Origin of the sequence: Filimonas lacunae (assembly GCF_002355595.1) — a bacterium.
Classification (GTDB): Bacteria; Bacteroidota; Bacteroidia; order Chitinophagales; family Chitinophagaceae; genus Filimonas; species Filimonas lacunae.
In genome coordinates this window covers 2,501,543-2,524,547 of record NZ_AP017422.1, presented here as the reverse complement: position 1 = coordinate 2,524,547, position 23,005 = coordinate 2,501,543, and the positions used below count along the sequence as shown (strand labels likewise).

Genomic DNA, 23,005 nt, shown 5'->3' with positions numbered 1-23,005 from the left:
GGTTTTTAAAAGATCATGTTAACAGAGAAAGAGTAGTAAGGCTTCAGGTAGTAGCGCCTGTAAATAATATCTCCCTTGTCAAATAAGGTGGAATTAAATACCGGAGGTTTTCCTGCCAGCGCATCATAGTGATAATTTCTTTTCCAGTCCTGGTATAAGATTACCGGTGCATTCAGCACGTTTTGCACACCGGCGTTGATGCTGAATATTTTATTAATACGCTGTCGCCAGGTAATATCCAGCTGGCTTCTGCCTTTCATCATCACATCCGGATCGCCACGGCCCGCATCGGGATTGGCTCCTACCACATAAATGTAATCGCCCGCCCGGTTGAAAGTAAGCGCCAGTTTGGTACCATAGCCCACATTTTCATAGTTGAGGGAGGCATTGAACAGGTAAGGCGACTGCCCCTGCATAGGCCGCTCACGCGCACCTGCATAGCCTATACGCTCCGGCTGGGCAGGCACTTTTACAGTGCTTTTAAACCAGGAACCATTCAGTATTACGGAGAGATCGCGAAACAATTTACTTCCCAGAAAATCAAAGCTTTTGCGCAGCTCTGCTTCTGCACCGTATATGGTAGCCTGCCCTGTATTGGCGTAGAAATACTGATCAAACCCATCAGAAAAAACAACACGCAACCGCTCAATCGGTTTATCCAGCCGTTTGTAAAACACACCTACGTTCACCATTTCATTACGTCGGGTACTTTTGGGATACCATTCTGCGCGCAGTTCTGCGTTATCAATGTTTACGGTAGTCAGCGCCGGATTGCCCAGGTAGGTTTCCTGTTCCAGGTAGTTGGAGTATTGTACCGGAGCCGCTTCTCTGAACTCAGGTCGATTCAGCGTTCTGCCATAGCCCATGCGGATAATCACATTACTATCTGCCTTAAACGAAAGGTTGACAGAAGGCAGCACAGAAGTAACAGGCTGGTTTACCTGCAATGGATAAGCCGTAAGCCCGGCTTTGTAAGCGCCCAATATGCGAAAGCGGTTATGCTCTACCCGCACACCTCCGAATATATTCAGCCGTTCGTGCAACAAGGTAACATCACCACTCAGGTAACCTGCATGCAGCGTGTTATCGGCAAAGTATTGGTTATTGGGTGAGGTTTTCTCAAAAAATGTATATCCTGTTCCATCTTCACGGAACATAGCTGCCGGAAAGTATACAGGCAGGTATTTTTCCAGCACCCGTATAGGAAGTTTTTCGCCAGGTATCTTACCACCGCTGCCCAGCTCAGGGTCCTCTCCCGGGCCAATGTACAAATTGGGATCGTATAGGTTAGGACCATTGTTGAGTACAAAAGTGCGGTTGTTATAATCGCGCCAGCGATTTTCGTAAAAGTACCCGGCTTTAAAAGCCAGCGAAGGATTAATATGATAGTTCAGGTCGATATTGCCCTGATACGCATTTTCCTTTACATCATTAAACACACGGCTTAGCAGGTAGCGTGATATAAGACCGGTGGACAATGCCCAGGCATCTTCTGCATCTCCCCTTCCGGAGGGTTGAATAGGGCGGGTAAAAGTATAATCGCGGTTGTCTGGCTCTGACTTGTGAATGGAAGAATAACTGAAGTTGCCTGTTACCCCATTCTCTTTGTTAGCGCCAAACTGGTATTTACCGGATAACTGACCGGAGTATATAAAGTTGCTTACATAATACAGGTTTACATGCCTGTTTTCGTAGCGCTCATAATCGTCCAGTATACGGTAGTCCTCTACCGCTATACGCTGCCCGTTCTGGTTAATAAAGTTCCGCAGTTCAAAAGACAAATTTTTATTCACCGTAAGCCCATTGGTTTGCACCACGCTTAACCTCGCGCTGTGAATGCCCTGCTGTATACGACCATCTATATATTTGGTGTAAGAACTGGCTTCTGTACTGCGCTGCTCATGCGTGTTGGTATATGCCACAGAAGTGAGGTTGCTGATATAGTGGCCACCTGTTTTCCAGGCATCATAATAGTTGATATTAAAGCGAAGGTCAGGCCCGGAACGGAATTGCTTATCCAGTACGTAGTTGTTGGCGAATTGCCTGGAATACACCGCATTTTGCTGTGTATTGAGATGATTGAACTCCGTAGCAGAGGGTATGCCTTTAGGCAGGTTCCGTACTCCATTATCAAAACCCAGGAAGTCTGTTTTGCTGCCTGCGTAAGACCATACATCTTTGAAGGTAGAACCAGGACGATATTGTGCAGATAACTGTATATCCACCTGGCGTGTCAGCTGGCTTTTTTTGGTATAGATTTTTACCAACCCACCAGAAAACTCGCCTGGTAAATCGGGGGAAGGTGATTTGTACACCATAATCCGGTCTATGGCGTTGCTGTTGATAACATCATAGGAAAAGGAACGGCTGTCTGCATCTGTAGCAGGTGCCAATGCATCGTTCAGAAAAGTAAGGTTATACCTTTTTCCCAACCCGCGCACAATCACAAAACGGTCTTCCGAAATGTTTACACCGGGTATACGCTTTACTACTTCTGCTGCATCCCTGTCCAGCGTGCGCGCTATCTGTTCATTGGAAATACCAGATATCACTGTTTTGGCATTGTACATTTCCTTGATCAGCTGCTCATCGGAGGTATTGGCTACGGCACGTTTTCTGATGCCGGCGCTTCTTACCACCACTTCATTCCAGGCACGGGCGGGCTGTAGCTTTCCATCAATCTGTGTATTTCTGCCAGCCACTACTTCCACTTCTGCCAGCCGGTTGTTGGCATAGCCTACATAAGACAGTACTAAAGTATACAGGCCGGGCGGCAGATTATTCAGTTCAAACTTTCCCTGTTCATCTGTAGTGGAAGCCCAGGCGGTTCCTTCTACCCTTATAGAAGCGCCCGCCAGCGGATTACTGTTTTCAAAGTCTACTATTTTCCCGGTAATCCTTCCTCCAGTCTGTACCGATTCTATGTTCTCTGCTTTTTTGCTGCTGCGTACGGCCGGCACTACCGCAATGTTGCGATCCAGTATGGTGTATTGCAGACCTGCTTTCTGTTTCAGTTCGCTCAGCGCTTTTCCTAACGGCATTTTGTTCCAGCGAATATGGGTGACTTCTGTTTTTGCCAGCAGATCGTGGTCAAAGGAAAAGATATAAGCAGTTTGCCGTTGCAGGCTGGCCATCAGGTCCGGTAAACTTATCTTCTCTGCCTGTACCGTAACCGGGTCGCTGATCTGTTCCGTTTGGGCGTTCAGTCCGGCCCACGGCAACACTACCAGCCATAGCAATACCAGCCGCTGCCAGCGCTCACATTTTTTTTTCATACTTTGCGTTTAATTAAGCGTTTTTATTGTTTTAAGTGCTTATGGAACAGGGCCCTCGGAAGCCCTGTTTTTCTTTATGGTTTAGAGATGACTATCAGATTGTCTTTGCGCGTATAGGTGAGCTGATACATAAACAACAGGTGTTGCAATACCTGCGGCCATTGCTGGTTTTTATAATAGATAGTAGTTACTTTTTTGCCCTGTAGCAATGCGGGATCGGCCTGAATGGTAATACCGTAATAATCCGCTGCTTTCTCCAGCGCTTCTGCCAGTGGCAACTGGTTAAATACCAGGTGCCCCCGCACCCATCCTGTTACATCTGTATTAGCTGTGGGGCCAGTGCTGATACTATCTGCTTGTTGTGCTCCCGTAGCTGTTTCACCAGGCAACAGCAGTACAGGCGTTGCTGTAGCGTCTTGCTTACTTACCTGTACACGCCCCTGCACCAGGCTAATGCGCACTGCGTTGCGACTACTGTTGTCTACGTTAAACGCCGTACCCAATACCGTTGTACGGATAGTGCCGGTTTGTATCAACAGCGGATTTCCCGCATTTTTTACTACGTCGAAATATGCTTCGCCTGTAAGCTTTACCTGGCGCTGCCGGGCATACGCTGTACTGATATATAAAGTGGTACGTTTGTTCAACCATACTTTGGTAGCATCCGGCAATTGCACCAGCCGGGGAGCGCCGGTTGTATTCACAATACTATCGTAACCCTGATAAGCCAGTTGCGTTTGCTCGCGAACATTTTTCCAACGCAGCAGGTAATAAGCGCCTGCAATAGCTGCCAGCAACACAGCGGCGGCGGCCATCCTTCGCACTATACGTTGTGACCGGCTCATCACCACCACTTCCGGTGCAGCAGCCCGTTGTAACTGTGCCCTTATACGGCTGGCCAGGTCAGCAGGCACTGGCACTGCACCTTCCTCACTGAAAAGCGCTTCCAGCTCAGTTTTATCCTGTTGCTGCAGGTAAGCCTGCAACTGTTCCAGCTCTTTTTTACTGGCTGTGCCATTCCTGTATTTTTGCCAGATTTCCTGCTCCCAAAGACTATTTTCTTTCATTGTTGCTGCGCTGTACCATTGGTTCTACTATATGGTCGTAATTATGTTCCCTTTCCTCCAAAAGAGCATATGAAGGAATTGTTACCAATGTATTTGTACTGCCCTTCTGACTATTTTTGTTTTCCCAACCATGCACTCCACCCCACATATCAGTATTACTTTAACAGATTTTCTGCTACTGTTTGAAGCAACGAAAGATCGTTTGTATGGTTTGTTTGTGAAGCAGACGAGAGACAGACATATAGCAGAAGACCTGCTACAGGATTGTTATTTACGCGCCTGGGAAAAACGGGACACCCTTACTACAGATAACGCGGAGAAATATATTACCGGTATTGCTTATCATATTCTGGCCGACTGGCACAGAGTGCAGGTAAAGAAGAAGCTGGTGTATATGGAAGAGCTGCCAACAGAAACGCCCGATATGGTAACACCGGGCGAGTTATTTTCTCTGAAAGAAACAAAGCATATTATAGCGCAAACACTGGCAGGCCTTTCTTCTGGTAAAAAGGTTTCTTTCCGGCTGATTAAAGAAGAAGAAAAAAGTTACAAAGAAGTATCAGCCTTATTGAACACACCGGTAAGCACCCTGGAAAAGCAGGTAGCAGGTAGCCTTACCGCGCTTAGAAAGGCTTTAAAAACGTATTTATTAAGCTGGCTGGGATAATACTATCCCAGTTCGTTCAAGTCTGGTAACTTGCCCAGCTTTTTAAGATAGGTGATATGCGATTGAAGCGCCTGAGCAAACGTAGTATGCTCCAGGTATGGTACATTAAACTCGGCTGCTGTTTCTTTTACAATAGCAGATAGCCGGGGATAGTGCATATGCGAAATACGGGGAAACAGGTGATGTTCTACCTGAAAGTTAAGCCCACCAATATACCACGAAAGCAATTTGTTATTACGCGAGAAATTCATGGTGGTTTTCATCTGGTGTATAGCCCAGTCGTTTTCTATTATCCCCTGTTCGTTCGGAATAGGATGTTCTGTTCCTTCCAGACTATGGGCCAGCTGAAAAATAACCGTAAGCACCAAACCTGACACAAAGTGCATGATCAGAAAACCGGCTATCACCTCTCCAAACGGAATAGCAAAAAACACAGAAGGAAGTACCAGGAAAACAAACATGTAAACCACTTTTATAGCAATGATCCTGGCCAGCATTACCCTGTTTTCTTTTTTGGAAGAAGAGTTTACGCCATTCTGTTTAAACTTTACAAATTGCACAAAGTCTTTGCCCGTTACCCAATACAGGGATGTAAGGCCGTAAAAGAGAAAGCAATAGATCCACTGAAAACGGTGTACCGGCTTTACCTCGGTATGCGGCGTAAAACGCAGTATCAGTTTATCATCAATATCTTCATCCATGTGAATGATATTGGGATAAGTATGGTGCAGAATATTATGCTGATATTTCCAGTTAACGGCTGACCCTCCCAGCAGGTTAAGTACATGGCCCATCAGGTAATTGACTCCTTTGTTGGTAGAATAAGCACCATGATTGGCATCGTGCATTACACTCATTCCTAAGCCCGCCACGCCCAACCCCATCAGCACCCATAGTACCAGGGATACGATAAAAGGAGGATTAAAAACGAGTATACAAACGAAAGGCAGGATATATACGCTTAACAACACAAAGGTTTTAATAACCATTGCTGTGTTCCCGAATTTAGAAAGAGAATGCTCTGTAAAATAGAGATCTACCCTTTTTTTCAGTGTTACAAAGAATAAGTTTTTATCCTTGTTTACAAACTTCACCTGCCCCTTCAATTTGGGTTTTGCCGGCAAAGGGCTTTTGCCTTTACCCGATTCTATATTATTTGTTGCTTTAAACACACCACAAATTACATTTATCCCAGAGATATACCTCTTTTTTTTAATTTCTTAACACTTACAATAGAAACTATACACAGTAATAGTACTGGCCGATCATCAACGTTTTATGAACTAAGACCTGCGACGGAATAGGTTATGTGCGGTTGATCCGTTATCCAATCCAGATAATTTTCCTGATTTATCACGCTAAACTCCGCGTCGGGATAGGCTTTGGCAAAGGCGGCAGGAATTTTTGCTTTACCCTTTTTCCATTGGCATTCGTATGCCTGTAAGCGGCCATTATGGTATTCCAGTAAATCAATTTCCTGACCATCGTAGGTGCGCCAAAAATAATACTGAGGAAAGTAACCGTTATAGCTATTGTATTTTATTCTTTCATTTATAAAATATTGCTCCCAAAGTTGCCCGATGTCATTGCGCTGATGCAGCAGGTTAAAATTATCAATGAACGCGTTTCGCAGCCCGTTATCAAAGAAATACCATTTTTTGGTTTTTGATATTTCTTTACGCAGGTGATTGCTATAGCCGCTGAGTGGATAAATAATGAAAGCCTTCGCCAGCAGGTCGAGATAACGTTCTACTGTGGCTTTGTTAATTTGCAGAGTATTGCCCAGTTCAACAGTACTTACATCGCTACCTACCTGCCATGCCAGCAATTGCAGCAGTTTATACAACACATCCGCTCCTTTCACGGTTTCTATAGTAAGCAGATCTTTCAGCAGCTCATTGTTTATCATTTTTTTGAGATAATCTTCTTTTTCCTGCAGGCTTCCCATATGCCATAGCTGCGGGGAGCTTCCATAAATCAGTCTCTCCTCCAAATTCCGCCTGGTGGAAAGGTAATCTTCTACGTCTGATAACTCTGCCTGTGCAATAGGATACAGTTGATATACCAGGTTTCGGCCCACCAATGGCTCATTGATTTTATCAACAAGATCAAAACCGATACTACCCGTTGCAAGAATAGTAATGTCTTTAACAAGCGCCGTCATAAACTGCAGAATGTGGCCTATTTCGGGAATAAACTGCGCTTCCTCCATAAGAACAATCTTCTTTTTCCCGATGAGCCGTTTGTAGTTGGCTTCGGTTCTTCTTTGTAATATCTCCGCTGTTTCTATGTCTTTCCCTGGCAGAAAAAGTATTTTCTCCCCTCTCGTTGCTACCAGATTCTCTATCACTGTAGCTTTTCCAGTTCCACGGGTTCCATACAGTATTATTACTTTTTGCACACCCAATTGCTCTTCAATCAACTTTTGTACGCGACGGGGAATTTCCATTTTTTATCGATTTCGGCGTCAAATAGCTCAATTTACATTAATTGCGACAGTCAAATACATTAAAAAATGCAAATTGAGACAATATTTATGATTTTGGCACTTTAGATTTTCTCCAGAAGGTTGGTCCATCACTCCAGGGAGTTGCCTGAGCATTCCAGACAACTCCCTGAAATGGCCAGAAGGTTGTGGCATCCTTTCGGGGAGTTCACTGATTTGCCCAGAGAGTTCCCTGACCATTCCAGGGAACTCTCTGAAATGCCCGGAAGGTTGTGGCATCCTTTCGGGGAGTTCACTGATTTGCCCAGAGAGTTGCCTGAGCATTCCAGGGAGTTCCCTGGAATGGCCAGAAGGTTGGAAAATTTGCCGCAAGAGTTCATGGATTTGCCCGGCAAGTTGGTGCATGTGTGCAGCAAGCTCCGGGATTAGTCCAGAAAACTTGTCCGGCAAATGCCGGAACACTCCGGAAAGTCTGGTGAGTACCGGCATCTTATTCAAGTACTCTCGGGAATGATGCCAGTACTTTTGGAAGTCTTCTGAAAGTTCTTCCGGTAAGTACCAGAACTTCCGCAACAGTTGCACGTACTGGCTGGAAGGATGCCAGAACTCTCTGATACCATGCGCGTGTTCTCGCGACAGATCCAATAAGAACAAGATTACCGGGTACGAAAAAGCCCCTTACTTATCAGATAAGGGGCCGGAATTATCTTTAACTGCATCGATACAGCACTTGTATTTTAAGGTAATTTGTTTTTGATTTCGATTATAAAATCAATAGATTCACCAGTCAATGAAGCGATCGTTTGAATATCAAAATCTGAGTTGACCAGGAGATTGGCAACTATTTGTGCTTTGCCTTCTTCTATTCCTATTAAACGGCCGGATATAGCACCACGCTTTTCAGCTTCCTCTGTGTCAATCTGCAATACTTGCTCTAATATTCCCATATATGCCGGATTTTCGGTGAGTAATTTAATCTCTTCTTCAAATTTATTAAATAGTGGAGAATTTCCCAAATGAACGTATCGTTTGATGAATGCTACTAACCTCACTATTTTGTGCTTCGGCAATTGCCGGTTCAGTAACCGGCGAATCAATCCCAGGAATGATTCTACCAGGTGATCGTGGCCCTCTTCATTCTGTTTCAATGCGGTTAATATGGTTAGGATGACTACTGCAAAAGGATTGTCACTTTGTTCCAGTACATCCACGCGCTGTGTTTTTACCTTATAGGTGTTAAAACTATAGGTAACACTTGCGCCACAACAATGATATTCATATTTATCAGGGTGATACTTTTCGTCCTGATCGGTAAAAATAGCCAGCGAAGTTACATCCCTCTTATACCTATCCCGTATCCTGTAAAAATAGGTGAACATACGCTCGGGTAAGTGTGTATCTCTATATCCCTGCACTTCTACGTGTATCAACAGCCAGATTAGCTACTCGCATTTTACTGCCCATTTAACAATAGCCTCTTTACCCTATCAGGAGAAAAATGGACCGGCTGTAGATAAATCAACTTTAACTATGACATTCATCATAGTTATTCCCCCGGCGGGGTGGGATATTCGCCCGCAAACACATTTCTATACAAGCAGTCCGGCTGCGCAAAAAACATTTGGATGAACATACCTCCGCTACACAGTTTTCATATTCCCGTGCTGGGATTAGGTTATAGTATTGATACACCTGTAAAGGTGGCCCGGTTTGGTATTTCATCAGTAATATCTATTGTGGACGATCAGCTGGTGGAAAAGATGAGGGAGTTTTACCACCAGCAACAACATACCCCCTACCAACCCATCACAGACATGCAGGAAGATTTCAGGGCAAAGCGTATTTGCTGCTACCTGAACCTGGTGCAGGAAATTGTACAGCAACAAATGCAGCAACTGACAGCCCTGCCTTTTGAAGCAAACAACGAGCTGTATCAATATTTTCAGCTGTTGCCCGAAACCGCTGCCATTAAGCGGCGGTTCCTGGAAATGAACAGCATGCCGGAAGGGCCTGCCAAACAATTATTACAGCAGCAGCTACGGCAGTTAGTTACCGCCGGCGCTATTGATGTGAATATTATGGCTAAGGTGGACAGGATGAATACAGATGCAGAGGGCAATGCGCTTCCATCAGAATACTCCGATGCACTGTCGGCTTTGCGTGGTTTTGCGCAAAGCAACCTGCAATCATCTGTAATACTATCGGCAGGTTATAATCCGCGACTCTATAATTATATAGAACAGTTTGCTGGTTTCTTCCCGGATGAAAATGGATATGTAAAAAAGAAAATTATATTAAAAGTCAGCGATTTCCGGTCGGCATTGGTGCAGGGTAAGTTGCTGGCTAAAAAAGGCATATGGGTGTCGGAGTTTCGTATTGAATCGGGATTGAACTGCGGAGGTCATGCCTTTGCAACCGAGGGTTTATTGCTGGGGCCTATACTGGAAGAGTTTAAAACCAAAAGGGCGGCCTTGGCCGAAGAACTGCTGAGCATATGCAATGCGGCACTGCTTGCCAGGCAGCAAACAACCTATGCTACGCTGCCTGCCTTAAAAATAACAGTACAGGGTGGTATTGGAACGGCTAATGAAAATGATTTTTTACTGGAACATTACGCCGTAAATGGCACCGGCTGGGGAAGTCCTTTTTTGCTGGTACCGGAAGCAACGAATGTAGATAACACCACGCTGCAGCAACTGGCTACTGCACAGCAGGATGATTATTATATCAGTGACGCTTCCCCTTTGGGTGTGCCTTTTAACAACTTCCGGAAAAGCAGTGCAGAAGCACAAAGACAGCAGCGCATGGATAAGGGAAGGCCGGGCAGCCCCTGCATGAAAAAATATCTTTCTGCTGATACGGAATTTACCGAAGCACCTATTTGCACAGCATCGCGCCAGTACCAGCATCTGAAAATAAAACAACTGGAGGAAAAAAATCTTTCTCCCGAAGAATATCAAAAAGCTTTACAGAACATCACGTCCAAAGACTGCCTTTGTGAAGGCCTGGGTGCCGCTACCCTGTTAAAAGAAAATATACCAACGGCTTACCCGGCGGTGACCATTTGCCCCGGCCCTAACCTGGCTTACTTTTCAGGTGTGCATACTTTGCAGGAAATGGTAGACCATATCTATGGCCGTTTAAACATTCTGAATTCGTTGTACCGCCCTAATATGTTTGTGAACGAATTGCACTTATATATCGATTACTGGAAAAAGAATATAGAAAACGCCTGCACATTAAGCCCCAAACAGGTAAAATATTTTCAATCGTTTAAAAGCAATTTGCTGGAAGGCATTCAGTATTATAAACTACTCGCTGTTCAATTCAAGAAAGAAAGCAGCCAGTATATTACCGTAATGAAGGATGAACTGGATAAGGCCATGCAGGTACTTACCAGCCAGCCCATTGCTATCGACAGCACCCTTCCGACATAAAAAGAAGGCTGCTGGTTATTTTTGTGTTAACTTACAGCATGTCAAAATACAAAGATGTGGTGGTAAACATCACTAAAAAACACCCGGAAACAGGCGAACCTGCGCAAGCCGGACATACCTATATTGTAGGCGTGTTAGGTAATAAGAAGAAATGGTATGAGCTGGATGCAGAATCGCTAAACAAGATGAAGGATGAAGATTTACAGAAGGAGCTGTTTAAATTATTGCATCCGCAAACGCATCATTAATCGCGGGTTATTGGTGCTGCATTTTTATATCAACGCTTTGCCATAAAGTACCTTTTGATAAAACTCTCCATGATAAGATTGTTTACCATCAGCGCTTTATTGTATGTATTGTACACGTAAAAAGCCCGCTACATGGAAATGTGCGGGCTGATCGTGGATGTTTAGTTTTTAATTCTCCCTTTATCTGAAAAACACTTTACGTATGCTTTTATTATTACGTTCTGATACATATAAGTTACCGTCTTTATCCAGGCACATCGCTGTCGGGTCGCTGAACTTAGCCTTATCTAAAGCTCCATCCTGATAACCTGCTACCGGTGTTGTGCCCCCTTGCGTACCGGTTACGGTGGTAACTATACCGTTTTCTATCTTTCTGATCGTGTTCCTGTCAGAACAGTACATCAGGCCATCGTAATTGCCCGTAACCCCTACTATGGTTCCAAAGCGTGCAGTGGTCAGAGAACCATCATCGCCACCATATCCCTGTGAACTGCCTGCATATATTGCCTTAGAACCGTTCACTACTGTGAAAATGGCATTATAGCTGTAATCTGCTGCATAGTATACGGTACCATTCATGGCCCATATATAGTTAGCCGATTCATACGCGTCGCCTGCCATACGGGTAGCGATACCATTGGCAGATATAGTGTACACGCCCTGGTAATCCCTGCCTGCATACACCAGTCCGTTTTTATCTACTGCTAATCCAGTAGGGCTAAAGCTAAGCGTGGCGTAAGTAGTTACCACGCCAGCAGGAGTGATCTTACGGATTTTATTGTTAAACCGGTCTGATACATACAGGTTGTCATTGACATCTATTGCCAGTGAGGTAACAAAATTGAAGCGTGCATCGGTTCCGGTACCGTCTACATAACCCGCTGCTGTGCCGCCGGCAAAAACAGTGACCACACCTGATGGACTTACTTTCTTAATCCAGTTATTGTCTGTTGCAAACACATTGCCCTGCTTATCAGCTGCCAGCCCTTGCACCCAGCTGAACTCACTGCTGGAAGGTCCGCCAGCCAGCGTTATTACGCCTGATTTTTTAAACACAGGTCCGGTAGCATTCATACCGTTTACGGTAATGGTAACCACGCCGGTGCTTACGCCTTCCGGCACTGTTACTTCCAGTATGGTAACAGTAGCCGCAGATACCACCACCGGTATGCCGTTAAAGCTCACCTGGTTTTCAGCAGCCACGGTGCTAAAGCCCGTGCCTTGTATAGTAACCTTTACCCCTGGCAAACCATTATCGGGCAGCAGTGCCGCTACACCTAAGGTTTGTTCTGTAAACTGTGGCCCTGTTGTGGGCTGGTCGTTCACGGTTACATTCAGGTTACCGGTTCCTGCACCTGCCGGCACTTTCACGGTGATCTTTTTCTCTGCAGCAGTTTCTATCACTGCTTGTTTACCATTGAACATCACCACTATTTCATCCGCCCGGTTACTGAAGTTTTCACCGGTAATGGTAACAACAGTACCTGCCGGTCCACTCAAAGGCGCTACTGTAGCAAATACCGGAGCAGGCACCACCGTAAACACATCACCGATGGTACGCTGTCCGTTAATGCTTACAGAAACCGGCCCTGTAGTTACCTTGTCAGGTACTTCTGCTACCAGCTGTGTAGCGCTGGCGCTGATTACCGTAGCTGCAATACCGTTAAAAGCTACCTGGTTATCAGCAGCAACGGCTGCAAAGCCCTCGCCATTGATGGTTACTTTAGTGCCTTTACCACCTTTGGCGGGTTTAATACCTGTAATCAGCTGAAAAATAAAATCAGGCCCTTCTACCTCTTTACCATCTACTACTACTTTCACCTTCCCGGTTCCGGCACCTTCCGGCACTATAGCTACCAGTAAGGTATCGTTCACATTAGATACCAGTGCTTCTTTACCGTTCACATATACTTTTGCCGGTTCGGCAAGGCTGCTAAAACCTGCACCACTGATATTGATATTAGTACCTGCAGCACCATTGGCCGGGCTAACGCCATGCAAACTCAATGGCTGATAAGTATAGTTGCCTGCCTCTGCTTTGCTACCACCTGCATGCACGGTTACCATACCGCTGGTACCCTCTGTAGGCGCCAGCACAGTAATGATAGTATCCTGCACATCCATGATATGTGCGCTGACTCCGTTAAATATGACTTCGTTTTCTGCTGCTGTGGCTCCAAAGCCGGTACCGGTAACATGCACAATAGTGCCGGCGTTACCGCTGTTAGGCCAAAAGCTTTTTACCTGCAAAGGCAGTTTGCTGTTATCCTGCTTTTCTTTTTTACAGGCGGCTACCAGCAGTAACAAGGCAGCCATGATATAAAGCGTATGTTTCATATTGAATGATTCATTTAAGCCTGGTTAAAAAGAATATCTCACTCCCATCTGCACCTGTGCGCGGGAATTGAAATAATCAATGGAATAAGGTTTTCCGGGGTTATCAAAACGGTATACCGGGTAACTGCCGGGGTTTTGACGTGCCGGGAAGGAAGGTGTTAAACCCACACTGGCAGTGGAGTTAAACGTGTTGGGCGAAAAGTACACCCTGCCCCAGCTGCTGCTAAGCAAATTGGCCACATTAATAACATCTATGCTAAAAGTGAGGAAACCACCTTTTACGCCTTTGTTGAAATAATACTCCTGTGCCAGGTGCAGATCGGTTTGCACATTCCAGGGCGTGCGGCCGGCGTTACGTTCTGTAAAATCGCCTCTGCGGCTACGCAGGTATTTGTTACCATCCACATATTCATTGAATGCCTGCGCCTGTGTTGCCGCGGTAATGGTTTCACCGGCAGTATTGGTATAGTCCTGGAAAAAGCGGATAGCATCTGCTGCCTGCGGAACGTACACAAGGCTTACCTGCTGTGGCAACCCTTGTATGCTGTTGTTCACAATGCCATAGGTGAAGGGGCTACCTGATTGTAAGCTGATAAACAGCGTGGCCGAGGTTTTCCAGGTTTCGTTCCAGCGCTTGTTGTAGCTGGTGTTGATAACAATACGGTGGCGGATATCAAAATTACTCCACGCTAAACCGGGATTATTCGGGTTCAATGCCTGGTTTAACTGCCAGTTACTTTCCATAGAGTTACGAATACCGTTGCTCAGGTCTTTAGAAGCACCGTAGGTATACGCTACAGAAGTGTTCAGGCCTGAATTCCAGGTACGGCCGGCAGTAGCGGTAATGCTGTAACGATAGCCCTTACCGGTGTTGCTTAACAGGTAGGCGTTAGAAAAACGGCTATCCACCGTACCATTATATACAGGCTGTTTGCGATCTGCATCATAGCCATAATAATAAGGATCGTCCTTGATGTTCACCTGTTGAAAGGCTACATCTTTCAGGGTTTTGGTTACAATCGCTTCCAGGCCCAAACGGTAGCCGGATGCAGCCGTATAATCTACTGCTACGTTGGTACGCCATACTTTAGGCATTACAAAATGATTGTCTACCACATCTACCTGCACCTGTGCCGCTTTGCTGTTATTGGTTACCGCACCGTTCTGCTCAATAAAACCGGCTATACCATTGCCGGAAGGACGTAATGGATCAGTGCCCTGTACAAAAGCTTTTGCATCGGCTTTCTGATCAAAAGAACCATAATTGATACCACTGTTATAGTAGGCATAGGCCAGCCAGGCAAAAGGAATACGGCCGGTAAATAAACCGGTACCGCCGCGCAATATCAGGCTTTGATCGCCCTTCCAGTCATATCTGAAGCCCAGCCGGGGGGACAGCTGGATCTTGTTCAGATATTGATGGGTAATGCGGTTTAACGGTGTATAGCTATACGTGTTTCCGAAATAGGTATCGGTGTAAGCGGTACGTGTTTGCTCGCTTAACTCCGGCATGGTAGGCAGCCAGGTGTAATCGGCACGTAAGCCGGGTGTAATGCGTAATTTATCCGTCAGCTGAATTTCATCCTGTGCATAGGCGCTCATCAGGTTTACATCAAACTGTGCTTCGGGGTGCGACAATATATAATCCCGGTTGTTATTGGTGAAGTTGTAACTACCTCTTACGCGGTAAGGGGTGTTATTGATATAGTCTTCAATGCTCAGGTAATCTACACGGCCATTCCAGCTGTTTACAAAGCCATAGTTGATATGATACAACTCATTGTGGGTACCGAATAAGAAAGTGTGCTTCCCTGCTCTCAGGGTAAGGTTATCGGTAATTTCAATGGTACGCTGTTTCATATCAAAAATGCTGGCTTCCCGGTCGGTACCCAGGTAAATAGTAGTACCCGGTGTGCGGCCCATAATCTGTACTTGCGGCAATGCAGGGTTAGATAGCGGGTTGCGTTTATCGTGTACCATGCTGTAACCGGCAATCAGGCTGTTGGATAAGCGGTTGTTAAAACGTGCTTTCCATTCAGCCACGGTAGAGCTTTGGTTGTTCACCTGCTCGTAAGCCATGCTGCTGAAACGGAAGTCCTGCTGATCGCGATCCATGTTCACCGATTTACTCAGTATGGTGTTGTTACGTACCACCAGCTGGTTTTTACCGTTGATGTTCCAGTCGATACGGTTAAAGAACTTATACGATTGGGCGCTTGCATTGTAATTGCCGGCAGTACCAGGGTCAAAGCTATCGCCATAGCGTTGTATGGTGCTGTTTCGGATAGCTTCGGCATCGTTGCTGCTGAGGATATGCGCAGTTTCCTCTACGCCCACCACCAGCTGCGAAGGATCGCGGCGGCGGGTGATTTCTTCGTTGGTAAAGAAGAACAATTTGTTTTTAATGATAGGGAAACCTACGCGGGCACCCGCCTGGTAATCGTAAAAGCTGCTGTTCATTTTACCCAGCGAGCCTGCTTTATCAGATCCGGTGATGGTGGCATTACGGCCAAAACCATATACCGATCCGGTCACCTTATTGGTACCGCTGCGGGTAACCGCGTTAATGCTGCCGCCGGTGAAGTTGCCTATTTTCACATCAAAGGGCGCCAGGTATACCTGCATATCTTCAATGGCATCCAGTGAAATAGCATTGGTGCGGGTGCTGCTGCCAGCCATACCGGAACTACCGGTAATGCCACCTGCAGAAGGACTGAAACCAATGGCATCGTTATTAATGGCGCCATCAATGGTTACGTTGTTATAACGGAAGCTGGTACCGGCAAAAGAGTTGTCTTTGGTAGCCTGTGGCACCATGCGGGTCATATCCTGCATACTGCGGCTAACAGTAGGCATGCCGGATACCTGGGCGCTGCTGATGTTTTGCCCGGCACCATACACATTGGCCCTGGGACCACGTTTGCCGGCTTTTACAGTAATAGCCGACAGCTCTGCTCCTGCCTGTGCCAATGTAATGTTCAATTGCAGCGGCTCGCCCAGGCGTATGTTCAGCTGTTCTCTTTTTTCAGGGTTTCTGCCTATCATGGTAACGGTAACCGTGTAAGGGCCACCGATACGTAAACCGGGTACATAAAACTTACCATCTGCACCGGTAGCCGTGGCATACCGGGTGCCGGAGGGTTCGTGCACGGCTTCTACCGTAACCCCGCTTAATGCTTTGTTTTGCTCGTCGGTAATGCTACCGCCAAGCGTGCCGTTGGTTTCCTGTGCCTGCAACCCTGCGGTAGCTGCTACAGTAAGCAACAGTACATATATAAAATATTGTATCCTTTTCATTAGAAATAGTCGTTTACTGGTTCTCCTTTAATACCTGGTTAATCGTATGCAACACGCCATTACCTGCCAGCACGTTGGGCTTGCTGATGGTAGCCACGGTGCTGTTACCTATGCCTTTTACCGTAATGCCTGTGTAGTTGATGCCCGACTTTAACAGGTTAACTGTGATGTTGTTTCCTGAAAGCATGGCCTGCTCCGACTTATCAGAGGGGCCGGTAGCCAGTATATAATCATACACGAATTTTCTGCCGCTAAACAGGTGGTATTGGAGCAATTGTTGAAGGGTGGCCGCATCTGCCTGCTGTATGTCCTGTATGGTGGCATAGCCTGCCGCCACAAAGGCGCTGTTCACCGGGGCAAAAACGGTGTAAGCTGTTTCCTGCTCCAGCAACGTTTTCATACCTGCTTTTTGCAAAGCAGCATTCAGGTAAGTGAACTGCGGATCGGACGAGATAGCATCGGACAGGGTTTTGTGTACCAGTGGCTGCAATACGGTATTGATTACCTGTATCAGGCCATTGCTGGCCTTCATGTTGTAACTCAATACCCTGCTGCCGTTAATGGTTACTACCGTATCCTGGTTCTTTACCCAGCGGGTAACATACAGCTTGCTTCCGGTAACGGAAGTAAGCTCCTGGTTAAAACGAAACGGCAATTGATCCAGCTGCCAGGTACCGGAAACTACCTGGTAACCTATCATGTTATTCAACACCGATGCACTTTCTGTGAGCACTGCATTTTCAGTACTGTAACCTGCTGCTATAAATGCATTGTTATCGGGCAGCAGCACCGTGTAAGGCCCCGGCTGCGTAAGCGTTACGCGATAAGGCGTTCTGCCAAGCCCTGCATTGAAGTAAGAAAAGTTAAACAGGTTATCTTCTATAATGAAGTTGAGACGGCTGGTGATGTCTGCCGGCAAACTGTTATCCTCCTTCTCTTTCGTGCATCCCGCCAGCAGCATCAGTAAAAAACCACTAAATAATATTCTTTTCATTGAGTTTGATTTTAGCGCATGAATAAACCATCCACTACGTGAATTGCACCGTTCAGCACCCGGATATTGGGCTGTGCCAGCGGTATGGGGGTATGATTGGCTTTATAGCGTTTTACCCGTAGCTGCCCGTTCACCACACTGAAATCTACATGAATGATACCGGGAGGGCTGCTGTACATCGTTCCTGGCTTTATCTCCACACCACTTAAACCGGCTGCGTTTTGAATAAGGTCGTTGGTAAAATAGGTAGTGCTTACCGGGTAGTAATACTGACCGGCAAACAAGTATGCTTCCAACCCGTGTGCAAAAAGAATGCTGTCCATAGCAGTGGTGGGATTCTGGTAATACCAGTTCTCATCATAATCAGGATCTTTCACGGGCAGACTGTTGTTGATATAGTTTTGAATATCCTCCGCAGTAGTAAACCCCGCCGCTTCAAAAGCTTTATTGGAAGGTGCAAACAGGGTAAACTCAAAACCGGGGCTACCCATCAGCAGCATCTGGTTGTTCATGCCCGACCAGCCCATGCTATATTCGTAGTCGCTCATCTCTATTGCCGCTTTAAACAGGCTCAGCTCCGGGTGGCTTTCTATATACTCCCACATGGTTTGCATGGGCTTTTGCAGCACCACCGCTGTAGTATATACATATCCGTCAGCAGCATCCTGCCCCGTACCCCATTTGGCTACGTTAGCACCGTTTATTACCAGGCTATCGTGAAAGTAGCCGGCATATAAGATGTAGATATACGGCTGAGAAGTGTTGTATCCCATCACAGCGTCATTGGTTAGCAATGTTTTCAGCTGCGCACTTCCCTTAATATGGGATATATTATCCGGTGTATATTTTCCAGGTACTACCTGGTAGCTGAGTAAGCTATCCAGCGTTTCTTTGCTGGCGCTGTTAATTACCTCCATTGTATAGCCAGCTGCCTGAAAGGCCTGGTCGGATGGCATAAACACCGTAAGAAAAGCACCGGCCTTATCCGCACCGGCAATAGCGTTCATATCAGAACGATTCCAGGCAGCTTTCCACAGCGTATAACCTGGCTTCTCCATCATCTCTTTCCACGAGCGGATGGCCGTGTCTTTATAAGGCACCGGCTCTCCTACCGGCTCCGGCATTATATCTTTTTTAGTACAGGCTCCCAGCTGTAACAACACCAGCAATGCCGGCATCCATACAGCAAAAGCAGCTGCTTTTATAGTATAGCGCATACAGTTTATTTATTTTTTCAGTAATTCAGGATAAAAAAGCAAGTCGTCAATGACATGCACAATACCATTACCGGTGAGATGATCGGCTCCTTTGGCAGAACCACCTTTATACCTCGCCGCTCCCGGACCTTTATCATTGGGCTGATAAAATCCATTGACATCTAGATAACTTACCGATACAGTGGCGTTTTCTGTGTTATTGTTGCCATTATACTGGTATTCGGGAGTAACTACATAGTTGCCAAAGTAAATACCATTGGGGCCGTATTGTTCGCTTGTTATCTGCCACGAATCGGTGGAAAAAATATGGCGCGCTTTCAGCAGCAAAGGATATACACCAAAAGCCAGATCCTGGTAGCTGGCCGGGTTCATACGCGCAATGCTATCCTGGGTAAGGCCATAGCGGCGAAACGCAGCATTGTCCGGCACAAAAACCGTAACCTTACTGTTGTTTTGAAGCCCATCCCATAAGTTAAAACGTTGCATAGCTGCTGCAAACAGCGACAAACTGGTGTCACGTGTAATATATTCCTGTACCGTGCCTGCATGGTATTGCAGCGGTTTGCTCACCAGGTGTATTACCCCGTTAGCCAGTGCTATATTGCGTTTGGCACCGTTGTATACCATGGCACCGTTTATAAATAGCTGCCTGTTATCGGCACTGGAGCCATACAGGTTACTGGCAGACGCATACAGGGGTTCGCCGGTAGCAGAGGTATAGCTGTATCCTATCTGGGAAGGAAATGAAGCAACAAAATACCTGTTACGCAGCAGATGATAGCGTAGCTGATGACGCAGGCTATCGGTATTCATGCTGTTGATTTGCGCCACACTACCTATACCAATGGCGGCAAAGGCATTGTTGTCCGGCGCAAAAAAGGTATACGCACCGGCCTGCGCCAGCGTGTCGTACAAGCCTGTTTTTTGTAAAGCGGCATTCAGCAGCGACAGGTCGTAGTTATTTTGTATAAAAGCAGCCATCGTGCGGGGCAACGTGGTTTTGTCGATGGGTGGCGTGATATCATCTTTTTTACAGGCGGTAGCCAGCAATACCGCTGCCACAACTCCTGTCATGTATTTCATTTTACGCATACAAAACATTTTTGATTTAGTATACAGGAGGATCGAACCTGCGTTGAATAGTAGTGATGTACACCTTTCTGTTGATATACTCGATGGTATTAACCGTAGCAAATGAACGGGGGTTATATATTCCAGACCGTTCACTGATAATGAGCCCACTGCGCACATCGGCGCTGGTCTTTACCATCACATTGGCCGCAGCATCCACATTATTTCCCAGTGTACCTACCGATACGCCCAGGTAATACCCCACCGGCAAGCTGAGCAGTAAGCCTGAGTTATTAGGTGTAAACCCTGGCTTTAATAACTGAAACAATTGCGCCACATTGCCGGTATATATCCTGTCAGCAGCAGTATCAGCAAACAAGGGAAAACTGCGGTATGGGTTCACCACCGGCTCCTGCGAGCGGGTAATGGTGCCCACAGGCACATATTCACTGCCTTTGATGGCGGTGCTGGTGCTGGCATTTACATATTTATACAGAGAATAAAAGACATTCATGGTGTCCTGTATCTTATCGCGAACCAGCACATTGCCCGGTAATACATTGGGCGAATATTGATAAAAGCCATTGCTGGAAAGGTTATAGAAATTCACGTACACCAGCGAATCGGAAAGCGATTGCTTTACAAAAGTTTCGTTACGCAGGTACACGATATTCTTCTTTGTCTGATAATCCTGTTCCAGCACCTGCATGGTATACACTTCACGCTCCTGCAAATCAATAGTAGTATCTACCATTACCTCGCCACGCTGGTTTTTATCCAGGCTAAAGAACGGCGTGGTATTCTGCGGACGGGATATAAACAGCACGCGGTGTTTACCGGAAGGCACCTGGGCCCAGCTGCTGAGGTCGTACCCGTTGAGTATGGGAGCCGCTACTACTTTAGCAGTGCCGGGATATTCTTTTTGATACAACGTAGTGTTAGCTGCATCGGGATAAGGCCGGGCCCACTGATCGCGCGTTTCCAGGAAATCGCCGGTGACAGCGGCGCTTTCTGCAATACCGTTGGCATCCAGCTGCGGATCTATCAGCATGGTTAAAAAAGGCTGCGGTGCATCTTTATTGTCGAGCGAAGCACTGTATCGCAAACTGTTAAATACCCTCAGGTAAGCGGGGCTGCTTACTTCCGCAAAATCTGTTTTACGGCATCCGGCGCCCGCCAGTACTGTTGCCAGTAGTAAAAAAATAAATGACCGGTTATACATACAATACTTCTGTTTACTTGTTGTGTTTGATAATGATCATGGACGGTTTTTCGCCGGCAGCGGTATTGCCCACCAGCGCCACGGTATAAATACCCGGCTCGGCATTGGGCTTCTTCGCCGTTTTATATAATGCAGGATTGGCAATAAAACGATTGGCAGCTACCGGGGTTACCTCTGTCATCCAGTTACCGGGAAAAACGCCGGGCTTTGAAGTATAGGCCAGTATACTCACAGGTTCATTAGCTCTTAAACGCACATACTCGTTCACTTCTGCCGCTTTTCCAAGCTGAATATGCGCATACGCCTGGCTGGTGGTGGAGGTAGTAAAATGCTGCCCATTGGCTTTGGTAAAAGTCACCTCCTCTTCATCGGCACAGAAGTTCATAAAACGTATCCACCAGGGGTTCAGATCCTGTGCTGTGGCATAGCTGCCATCGTTACCCGAAGCACCGGTATAATACTTGCCGCTGAGGTTATTGGCCGAAAAACTGATAGCCGGTTTACCATCGCGGGTGGCATATAACCAGGCAGTAATATTATCGCCTGGCATCAGTTGCCTGTCTGTTTCTGCTAATGTAGCGCCTTGCTTGTCCAGTGCCTTTACGTGGTGTGTGCCGGCAATGTACCGGCTGTATGTTGTTTGTGTAGCAAATGCCAGCGTTTCGCCCAATGGCTTGCCGTCTACCTGCCAGCTGATTTCTTTTCCTGCCAGCACGTTTACCGCCTGCATGCGGCTATAGGTAATATTGGTAGATTCTTTATTATCAGCAATTACCTGGAAGCTATTGGTAAGTGTAGCCACCGTTTCACCAGGTCCACCGGTAGGTATACCATATCCTGACATAGCGCCTACCGCAATGGTATAAATACCACCGGGCTGATACGTTTTTAAAGGAGCATACGTTAACCAGGTATCTGAAAAACCACCCACGCCTGCATCACCATCCGCCGTTGCCGACATCATGGTACCGGTTTCCGGGTTCAGCACATTATTCACCATTTCCAGTGAACCTTTGGCCGGCACTTCCTTTCCATCGGCATCCAGCACTTTAAACTGATAGCTGCCAAAAGGTATTTCTATATAGTCTGAATAGCTTCCGGGCGCTATATTTTCCAGCCCGGCAATAGCCGTACCATCTGCCCAGGTAAGCGACATATTACCTGTGTGAAACCTGTCGGGTGTAGTGCCCAGGTTGAGCAAACGTATTTTAAAATGCTCCGGGTTGGAAGAAGGTGACACCTCGCGTGGAATAGCAAACAACGAATCCTGGTAACCGCCCTTGTTAGGGGCAAACCAGGCAAAGTAATAATCCATCGGATGATTATAATCGTCCACGGCAGTAAAAGGCCTGGAAGGCGGCGCTATCACTTTAGAGGAAGAGCTGCTGAACAGAATGTCGCGTATCATGCCCTGGGCATCTACCAGTTGCAGGGGAACGGTAAACGTGGCGCCCATCCTTCCGGTTTCGGGAAAGTATACCGTACTGCGGGTTTGATCGGGGCCATAACCACCTTCTTTATCAGCGGCCATAAAGCTGGTAAGCTTTTGACCTGCTATCTGCAATTCATTGGCCCCAGCTAGGTTTATCAGCCTGCTGCTGGACCCCGTAAGTGGCTGTTGTTGCAAACGGTTATCGGAAATGTTGTCCAGTTTCTTTTTGCATGACACAGTGCCTGTGAGCGCTACCAGCAAAAAAGGATAAATATATTTACTATGCTTCATTGTG

Annotated in this window: 16 protein-coding genes; 3 read left to right on the top strand and 13 right to left on the bottom strand. The window is 46.5% G+C overall.

What is annotated here, in order from left to right:
- Positions 1–5: 5 nt before the first annotated feature.
- Entirely contained in the window at positions 6–3,275 is a 3,270-nt protein-coding gene (locus FLA_RS09855; protein ID WP_076380310.1) for a TonB-dependent receptor, read from the bottom strand.
- Positions 3,276–3,349: 74 nt separating this feature from the next.
- Positions 3,350–4,342, bottom strand: coding sequence for a FecR family protein (locus FLA_RS09850; RefSeq protein WP_076380309.1), 993 nt, complete (start codon positions 4,340–4,342; stop codon positions 3,350–3,352).
- Positions 4,343–4,472: 130 nt separating this feature from the next.
- Between FLA_RS09850 and FLA_RS09845 the strand changes: the two genes are divergently transcribed.
- Positions 4,473–5,009, top strand: coding sequence for an RNA polymerase sigma factor (locus tag FLA_RS09845; RefSeq protein ID WP_076380308.1), 537 nt, complete (start codon positions 4,473–4,475; stop codon positions 5,007–5,009).
- 2 nt (positions 5,010–5,011) lie between these two features.
- On the opposite strand, the gene FLA_RS09840 is transcribed toward FLA_RS09845, so the two are convergent.
- From FLA_RS09840 to FLA_RS09825, 4 genes are all read right to left on the bottom strand, one after another.
- On the bottom strand, positions 5,012–6,181 hold the full coding sequence (locus tag FLA_RS09840; RefSeq protein ID WP_197705882.1) for a fatty acid desaturase family protein: 1,170 nt from the start codon (positions 6,179–6,181) through the stop codon (positions 5,012–5,014).
- A gap of 104 nt (positions 6,182–6,285) precedes the next feature.
- The gene (locus tag FLA_RS09835) at positions 6,286–7,458 is read right to left on the bottom strand and encodes an ATP-binding protein (RefSeq protein ID WP_076380307.1); all 1,173 of its coding nucleotides are present in this window, start codon (positions 7,456–7,458) and stop codon (positions 6,286–6,288) included.
- A 27-nt stretch (positions 7,459–7,485) separates the two neighbouring features.
- The gene (locus FLA_RS09830) at positions 7,486–8,109 is read right to left on the bottom strand and encodes a hypothetical protein (RefSeq protein WP_144264077.1); all 624 of its coding nucleotides are present in this window, start codon (positions 8,107–8,109) and stop codon (positions 7,486–7,488) included.
- Between the two features lie 83 nt (positions 8,110–8,192).
- Positions 8,193–8,885, bottom strand: coding sequence for an RpnC/YadD family protein (locus FLA_RS09825; protein ID WP_144264076.1), 693 nt, complete (start codon positions 8,883–8,885; stop codon positions 8,193–8,195).
- A 195-nt stretch (positions 8,886–9,080) separates the two neighbouring features.
- Between FLA_RS09825 and FLA_RS09820 the strand changes: the two genes are divergently transcribed.
- Complete coding sequence (locus FLA_RS09820) at positions 9,081–10,892, top strand: hypothetical protein (RefSeq protein WP_076380304.1); 1,812 nt, start codon at positions 9,081–9,083, stop codon at positions 10,890–10,892.
- A gap of 38 nt (positions 10,893–10,930) precedes the next feature.
- On the top strand, positions 10,931–11,140 hold the full coding sequence (locus FLA_RS09815) for a hypothetical protein (protein ID WP_076380303.1): 210 nt from the start codon (positions 10,931–10,933) through the stop codon (positions 11,138–11,140).
- 180 nt (positions 11,141–11,320) lie between these two features.
- On the opposite strand, the gene FLA_RS09810 is transcribed toward FLA_RS09815, so the two are convergent.
- Genes FLA_RS09810 through FLA_RS09785 form a run of 7 tightly spaced genes read right to left on the bottom strand, consistent with a single transcriptional unit; the run spans position 11,321 to position 23,001 of the window.
- The gene (locus tag FLA_RS09810) at positions 11,321–13,477 is read right to left on the bottom strand and encodes an IPT/TIG domain-containing protein (RefSeq protein WP_076380302.1); all 2,157 of its coding nucleotides are present in this window, start codon (positions 13,475–13,477) and stop codon (positions 11,321–11,323) included.
- A gap of 24 nt (positions 13,478–13,501) precedes the next feature.
- Positions 13,502–16,774, bottom strand: coding sequence for a TonB-dependent receptor (locus FLA_RS09805; protein WP_076380301.1), 3,273 nt, complete (start codon positions 16,772–16,774; stop codon positions 13,502–13,504).
- 13 nt (positions 16,775–16,787) lie between these two features.
- The gene (locus FLA_RS09800; RefSeq protein WP_076380300.1) at positions 16,788–17,768 is read right to left on the bottom strand and encodes a fasciclin domain-containing protein; all 981 of its coding nucleotides are present in this window, start codon (positions 17,766–17,768) and stop codon (positions 16,788–16,790) included.
- A gap of 11 nt (positions 17,769–17,779) precedes the next feature.
- Complete coding sequence (locus FLA_RS09795) at positions 17,780–18,985, bottom strand: fasciclin domain-containing protein (RefSeq protein ID WP_076380299.1); 1,206 nt, start codon at positions 18,983–18,985, stop codon at positions 17,780–17,782.
- 9 nt (positions 18,986–18,994) lie between these two features.
- Positions 18,995–20,077: a fasciclin domain-containing protein gene (locus FLA_RS09790; RefSeq protein ID WP_159445135.1), complete on the bottom strand. Its 1,083-nt coding sequence runs from the start codon at positions 20,075–20,077 to the stop codon at positions 18,995–18,997.
- Positions 20,078–20,093: 16 nt separating this feature from the next.
- Positions 20,094–21,278: a hypothetical protein gene (locus tag FLA_RS31450; protein ID WP_076380297.1), complete on the bottom strand. Its 1,185-nt coding sequence runs from the start codon at positions 21,276–21,278 to the stop codon at positions 20,094–20,096.
- A 13-nt stretch (positions 21,279–21,291) separates the two neighbouring features.
- Positions 21,292–23,001 (bottom strand): hypothetical protein, encoded by a 1,710-nt coding sequence (locus tag FLA_RS09785; protein WP_076380296.1) that lies wholly within the window; start codon positions 22,999–23,001, stop codon positions 21,292–21,294.
- Between the last annotated feature and the right edge of the window lie 4 nt (positions 23,002–23,005).

Coding starts and splice junctions, on each gene's coding strand:
- FLA_RS31450 (WP_076380297.1), bottom strand. CDS start 21,278: ATGTATAACCGGTCATTTATTTTTTTACTACTGGCAACAGTACTGGCG.
- FLA_RS09845 (WP_076380308.1), top strand. CDS start 4,473: ATGCACTCCACCCCACATATCAGTATTACTTTAACAGATTTTCTGCTA.
- FLA_RS09835 (WP_076380307.1), bottom strand. CDS start 7,458: ATGGAAATTCCCCGTCGCGTACAAAAGTTGATTGAAGAGCAATTGGGT.
- FLA_RS09795 (WP_076380299.1), bottom strand. CDS start 18,985: ATGCGCTATACTATAAAAGCAGCTGCTTTTGCTGTATGGATGCCGGCA.
- FLA_RS09805 (WP_076380301.1), bottom strand. CDS start 16,774: ATGAAAAGGATACAATATTTTATATATGTACTGTTGCTTACTGTAGCA.
- FLA_RS09790 (WP_159445135.1), bottom strand. CDS start 20,077: ATGCGTAAAATGAAATACATGACAGGAGTTGTGGCAGCGGTATTGCTG.
- FLA_RS09785 (WP_076380296.1), bottom strand. CDS start 23,001: ATGAAGCATAGTAAATATATTTATCCTTTTTTGCTGGTAGCGCTCACA.
- FLA_RS09820 (WP_076380304.1), top strand. CDS start 9,081: ATGAACATACCTCCGCTACACAGTTTTCATATTCCCGTGCTGGGATTA.
- FLA_RS09815 (WP_076380303.1), top strand. CDS start 10,931: ATGTCAAAATACAAAGATGTGGTGGTAAACATCACTAAAAAACACCCG.
- FLA_RS09810 (WP_076380302.1), bottom strand. CDS start 13,477: ATGAAACATACGCTTTATATCATGGCTGCCTTGTTACTGCTGGTAGCC.
- FLA_RS09855 (WP_076380310.1), bottom strand. CDS start 3,275: ATGAAAAAAAAATGTGAGCGCTGGCAGCGGCTGGTATTGCTATGGCTG.
- FLA_RS09800 (WP_076380300.1), bottom strand. CDS start 17,768: ATGAAAAGAATATTATTTAGTGGTTTTTTACTGATGCTGCTGGCGGGA.
- FLA_RS09850 (WP_076380309.1), bottom strand. CDS start 4,342: ATGAAAGAAAATAGTCTTTGGGAGCAGGAAATCTGGCAAAAATACAGG.